The sequence below is a fragment of the Gemmobacter sp. genome (assembly GCF_016792925.1).
In the GTDB taxonomy this organism is placed as follows: Bacteria; Pseudomonadota; Alphaproteobacteria; order Rhodobacterales; family Rhodobacteraceae; genus Gemmobacter.
This window is the reverse complement of the sequence record NZ_JAEULU010000154.1, coordinates 1-2,003: the sequence shown is the minus strand read 5'-3', so window position 1 is coordinate 2,003 and position 2,003 is coordinate 1. Positions and strand designations below refer to the sequence as shown.

The 2,003-nt window shown below is 63.5% G+C and carries 1 protein-coding gene; it reads right to left on the bottom strand.

Annotated features, from left to right (window positions below; translation table 11 throughout):
• Positions 1-150: 150 nt before the first annotated feature.
• Positions 151-2,003, bottom strand: a 1,853-nt coding sequence (gene glgX, locus JNN06_RS07560; protein ID WP_291238984.1) for a glycogen debranching protein GlgX, incomplete at its 5' end; no start/stop codon positions are given.

Sequence of the window (2,003 nt, the reverse complement as noted above, 5' to 3'; positions counted from 1 at the left end):
CGCCCCGCCAATCGCATCAAAGATGGATTGCGTAAAGTTTTCCAGGTAATGCGCCCCCATGAACACGGGCGTTTTCTTGCGCAGGCCCGAAGTTCCGGGCTTTTGCCCAGCGATGGGGCTGGTGGCGATGGTCAAGGCGGTCATGGTCCCTCACACGGATGGAGCGAAAACGAGAACGGATTGCGCCGGAGCCTCCAGCGCGGCGGATACCGCAGCGGGTGGCGCTTCGGGGCGGGTGGTGTCAAGCAAAAGCTGCCAGCGCGGCGCCGTGGGCGGCAGGGTCAGCCGCACCGGGCCGCCGGTGTTGAACACGGCGAAAATCGCCTGCGGATCGGCCAGATCGCCCTCAGCTGCGCGCCGCAACTCCATACAAAGACAGCGAAAATCAGGATCGTGCCAATCTTCGGGGCGCGGGGTTTCGCCATCGGGGCGGCGCCAGATCACATCGGGCAAACCGTCAATCGCGCGCGGTTTGCCATGCAGGAAGCGCCGCTGGCGCAGCACGCGGTAATCCTTGCGCAGGGCCAGCAACCTCGCCACGAAAGCCGAAAGCCGCGCATCGGCCCGCGCCCAATCGACCCAGCCGATCTCGTTATCCTGCGCATAGGCATTGTTGTTGCCCGCCTGCGAATTGCCGATCTCGTCGCCCGCCAGCAGCATCGGCACGCCCTGGCTCAGCATCAGCGTCGCCAGAAGGTTGCGTTTGCGCAAGGCCCGCGCGGCACGGATCACCGGGTCATCGCTGGGCCCCTCGACCCCCATATTGTCGGAATGGTTATCGCCATGGCCGTCGCGGTTTTCCTCGCCATTGGCCCAGTTGCGCTTGACGGTGAAGGAGACCAGATCCTCCAGCGTGAAGCCGTCATGGGCGGTGATGAAGTTCACCGTCGAACAGGCGGTGCGGCCCGCGCGGTCAAAGAATTCGGCGCTGCCCAGCAGGCGCTTGGCCAGATCGGGCACCATGCCGCTATCGCCCCGCCAGAAGCGGCGGATGCCATCCCGGAACTTGTCATTCCATTCGCTGAACGGATGCGGGTAATTGCCCAGCTGATAGCCGCCGGGGCCAATATCCCAAGGCTCGGCGATCAGCTTCACCCGCGCCAGCACCGGGTCTTGCCGCACGGCATCGAAGAAACCGCCATTGGGGTCAAAACCATGCGCCTCGCGGCCCAGAACGCTGGCCAGATCAAAGCGGAAGCCATCGACATGCATGACCTCCACCCAATAACGCAAGGAATCCATCACCATGCGCAGCACCATCGGATGCGTCAGGTTCAGCGTATTGCCGGTGCCGGTGTCGTTGACATAATAGCGCCCGCCATCGCGCAGCCGGTAATAGCTGCGATTGTCGATGCCACGGAAAGACAGCGTCGGCCCCAGCTCGTCGCCCTCGCCGGAATGGTTGTAAACCACATCCAGGATAACCTCGATCCCCGCCGCGTGGAAGCGGCGGACCATGGTCTGAAACTCCCAGATCTCGCCCTTCGACATATAACGCGGCTCGGGGGCAAAGAAGCCAAGGGTCTGATAACCCCAGTAATTCCTGAGCCCCTTGGCCACCAGAAAGCGGTCATCCAGAAAGGCATGGGCGGGCAGAAGCTCGATCGCGGTGATGCCCAACTTCACCAGATGATCCAGCACCGCATCGGAAGCAAGGCCCAGATAAGACCCGCGCAAGCCCTTTTCCACGCCGGGATGTTGCGCGGTCAGGCCCTTCACATGGGCCTCGTAGATCACGGTTTCATGCAGGGGCGTGCGGGGCGCACGATCCGGCCCCCAGTTGAACGAAGGGTCCACCACCACCGATTTCGGCACCGCAAAGGCGCTGTCGCGGGTGTCAAAGGACAGATCGGCGCGCGGGCTGCCCACCTTGTAGCCCATCATCGCATCCGACCATTTCAGCCGCCCGGAAAGCTGGCGCGCATAGGGGTCCAGCAGCAGCTTGTTCGGGTTGAAGCGATGCCCCCCCTCGGGCGCATAGGGGCCATGCACCCGGTAGCCAT